This is a genomic window from Lactobacillus helveticus DSM 20075 = CGMCC 1.1877 (genome assembly GCF_000160855.1).
GTDB lineage: Bacteria > Bacillota > Bacilli > Lactobacillales > Lactobacillaceae > Lactobacillus > Lactobacillus helveticus.
Genome location: NZ_GG700754.1, coordinates 56,116 through 59,921, shown reverse-complemented (window position 1 = coordinate 59,921; position 3,806 = coordinate 56,116). Strand labels below are relative to the sequence as shown.

3 protein-coding genes and 1 pseudogene are annotated in these 3,806 nt (G+C 43.1%); all 4 read right to left on the bottom strand.

The genetic code is table 11. The features are described 5' to 3' along the window. Positions 1-51: 51 nt before the first annotated feature. Positions 52-1,353, bottom strand: a complete 1,302-nt coding sequence (locus tag HMPREF0518_RS05210; RefSeq protein ID WP_003626832.1) for an extracellular solute-binding protein — start codon at positions 1,351-1,353, stop codon at positions 52-54. Positions 1,354-1,502: 149 nt separating this feature from the next. Then, positions 1,503-2,846 carry a PFL family protein gene (locus tag HMPREF0518_RS05205; RefSeq protein WP_003626829.1) on the bottom strand — a complete coding sequence of 448 codons (1,344 nt, stop codon included), beginning with the start codon at positions 2,844-2,846 and terminating at the stop codon, positions 1,503-1,505. 18 nt (positions 2,847-2,864) lie between these two features. Continuing rightward, entirely contained in the window at positions 2,865-3,134 is a 270-nt protein-coding gene (locus tag HMPREF0518_RS05200; protein WP_014919426.1) for an ACT domain-containing protein, read from the bottom strand. A gap of 154 nt (positions 3,135-3,288) precedes the next feature. Further along, a pseudogene (locus HMPREF0518_RS05195) lies at positions 3,289-3,806 on the bottom strand (ISLre2 family transposase); the annotation flags it as partial.

The window sequence follows — 3,806 nt, the reverse complement described above, 5'->3', positions numbered from 1 at the left end:
GGCATCCCTCAAAACGAAGGATGTCTTTTTAATCTAATTAATTAACTTATTTTATTGCTTCCAAGCAGCATCAAGCTTACTCTTGCCAGTCTTAATATCATTAGTCCATGATTGGTGCTTAGCAGCCTTTGCCAAAATGTTTTGCATATTAACGTTAACTTGGTCATATGCAGTGATTGAATTCTTAGTTACAGGTAAGAAGTAAAGGTTCTTAGAAGTCTTAGCTAAGATAGCTGGAATCTTGCTGTCCTTTGCTTCTTGGTAAGCAGTGTCGTTCAAAGCGGCAGTGTTAACTGGCATGTAGCCGGTTTGCTTTGCCCAGTAAAGTTGTGATGACTTAGAAGTCAAGAATTTAATGTACTTGAATGCGGCAGCCTTTTGCATTGCGCTAGCCTTCTTAAACATGTAGATGTCAGTACCTTGTTGAACGTTCATTGAGCTTGGACGAGCAGCTACGCCATATGTGTAGCCCTTCTTCAAACCTTGCTTAAGGTATGCTTCGTTAGCAGTTGAACCGATGAACATTGCAACTTGACCATTGTTGAATGGAGTTGACATGTACTTTTGCGTACCAGCTTGCATGAAGTAACCAGCCTTAACACCATCTGCGTAGTAATTGATAACCTTGACAGAATCCTTAGCAGCGAAGTTCAAGTTCTTGTTGAAGTCCTTGCCGTAGGTTTCCTTCATTTGCATCATGTAGTAGTTGTTCAAAGCGTCAAAACCAGCACCGCGAACCTTGTGGTGACTTTCACGGTAGATCTTAGCTGATGCAGAAGCAAGTTCACTCATATTAGTTGGAACCTTAACGCCGTACTTATCAAGCAATGTCTTGTTGTAGAAAAGCACTTCTACAGACTTGTTAAATGGCACACCGTATTGTACGCCGTTGATGTTGGCACCGTCCCAAAGGGCCTTCTTGATGCCACTAGCCTTGTATGAATCCCAGCCGATTTCTTTATTATTAACGTATGGAGTTAAGTTAACAAGCATCTTATTCTTAGCGGCATTGTAAAGCCAGCCTGGATAAGCCAGTGTAATGGTTGGCAAATCTTTTGGTGATTGAAGTCCTGAAACAAGCTTGGCTTGCAAGTCGGAATAGTTACCACCTTGACTTTGCAATTTGATGTGAATGTTAGGATTTTTATTTTCAAAATCGCTAGTTAATTTCTTTAAAGTATTTTGAGAAGTACCAGTTAATGAGTACCAAAAGTTGATTGTTGTTTTCTTACTAATCTTGGTAGGAATCTTAGAAGAACTCTTAGAACTACTACTGTTATTTGAGCAAGCACTTAAACCAGCAACTGCTAAAACAGAAGCTCCAATTAGTGCCATTTTTTTGTAAAATTTCATTTTTTCCGCCTTTCGCTTTTTTACATTTCAAAAGGTAGTTTACCATAGATAAGCGTACTATTCATAGATAAAATATAAGATGAACAAAAAACGTTCATCAGGGCTGTCTTTGACTTATATACCGGGGTCAACCGGGGCTCGTCGCGCTCTTAGTTTTTAAACGAATGAATCGGTGCCGGGATTCTTCCGCCCCTTTGAACGAACTTCGCTGGACTATTGGTGTTTACCGGCATTACCGGCGCATAGCCGAATATGCCGCCGAAGTCAATTTGCTCTCCGACTTGCTTGCCCTTGGCCGGGATCACCCGCACCGCCGTTGTCTTATTATTAATCACACCAATAGCTGCTTCGTCCGCGATCATCCCACTGATTGTTTCAGCCGGCGTATCTCCCGGAACAGCCACCATGTCCAATCCCACCGAACAAACAGCAGTCATTGCTTCCAATTTTTCCAAATTCAAATTACCGTGCTCAACAGCTTTGATCATCCCACTGTCCTCTGACACGGGGATAAAGGCACCTGACAGCCCGCCAACATGTTCACAAGCCATCACGCCACCCTTCTTGACTGCATCATTCAATAATGCCAAAGCAGCCGTCGTTCCCGGGGCACCCACACTTTCCAAACCGATTTCTTCAAGAATTTCGGCGACCGAGTCCCCTTGACTTGGCGTTGGCGCCAGCGACAAATCAACGATTCCAAACGGCACGTTCAGCGCTTTAGCAGCCACATTACCGACAAACTGGCCCATTCGCGTGACTTTGAAGGCCGTTTTTTTGATCGTTTCGGAAACCGTGTCAATTGATTCCCCCTTGACCTGTTCGAGCGCCCGTTTAACAACGCCCGGACCACTAATCCCAACGTTAATGACTTTATCAGCTTCACCAACGCCATGAAAGGCGCCGGCCATGAACGGATTGTCTTCAACCGCGTTGGAAAAGATCACCAGACTCATACAGCTGACCGGATCGATTTCAGACAAATCTTTAACCACTTGGCCCATTTGTTTGACGGCATCCATGTTAATCCCGGCTCTTGTTGAACCCACATTAACCGAGCCACAAACCCGTTGTGTCTCACTCAGGGCTTCCGGCATCGAAGCAATCAATTTTCGATCACCTGATTGGTAGCCTTTTTGAACCAACGCGGAGAAGCCGCCGATCAAATCAACCCCCAGGGTTTCAGCAGCCTTTTCCATTGTCTGCGCATAGGCAACATAATTATCATCGTGACACGCGGCAGCAATCATTGAAATCGGGGTCACAGAAATCCGTTTATTCACAATGGGAATGCCATACTCTGATTCAATTCGATCAGCAACCTTCACCAAATCTTTGGCACTGGTCGTCAATTTATCATAAATCTTTTGCCGGGCCTTAACACCATCGCTATCGATACAGTCGAATAGCGAGATTCCCATTGTGATGGTTCGAATATCAAGTTTTTCTTCAGAAATCATCTGAATGGTCTCTAAAATTTGTTTGGTTTCCATTTTGGCGACCTCCTACTCCTACAGCTTTTGAATCGCGTCGAATAATTCTTGACGCTGAATATTAATCGATAGGCCGGTCTCATTTGCCAAATCCTGTAAGCCCTGTTTGACAACTTCAAACTGCACATCATCATCGTTCCATTCGCCCATGAGCATCATGGTAAAATCACCATGCATCAGCGTCTGGGAAATATCGGTAATGTTAACTTTCAAAGTTGCCAACCGTTGAGAAACTTTTGCCACAATGCCAATTTGGTCATGGCCAATCACTGTAATAACTGCTTTCATTGTTTGCATCCTTTCAAATTCCGTGAGTTTGGTTATCTATTATTAATTGCATTTATCATACCCGATATTAAGTCACTCGGCAATTTCTAATTCATCCTAGTAAGTGTCAATATTTTTGCGGTAGGCTATTAACCATTAGTCTGACCTTAATTTCTTAAATATTTATTTGATTTATTTTCTGATAAAATCGTTTAAATAGCTATGTCCTGCTGTTAAGCTTTCGATTGCTCCATGATGAATGCCTAGATGAGCTTCATGCGTTTTTCTTAGGCTGGCACGAACTGCACCTTTCAATTCTTCCCGGTCACCAATATCGAGCTGCCCACCTGCAAACTCACTGCTAAGCCAGTATTCCAGCTCATTGTTTTTAATGCAAGTCAGCACACGCAAAATACCCTCAGCGCCATTCTCTGACCCGTATTTTCCTTGTCCTTTAACGCGATAAGTATACTTGCGGTGATTGCTTTAATTACGGACAAATGACGCATTTTGAATGGCTTAATATCAACCCAGCGACGATGAAGATAGCTGCGCAGGCGCCTTAAATTCTCATGATTTTCTGGCGTATTCAGCTCATCAATCAGATTGCTTTCAATCGTGTCTAAAATCACGTCAGTCAAGTGGCGATCATACTTGAACTCAACTGCACTGATCAATTTGCCTTGCATGGCT

Coding starts and splice junctions, on each gene's coding strand:
- HMPREF0518_RS05205 (WP_003626829.1), bottom strand. CDS start 2,846: ATGGAAACCAAACAAATTTTAGAGACCATTCAGATGATTTCTGAAGAA.
- HMPREF0518_RS05200 (WP_014919426.1), bottom strand. CDS start 3,134: ATGAAAGCAGTTATTACAGTGATTGGCCATGACCAAATTGGCATTGTG.
- HMPREF0518_RS05210 (WP_003626832.1), bottom strand. CDS start 1,353: ATGAAATTTTACAAAAAAATGGCACTAATTGGAGCTTCTGTTTTAGCA.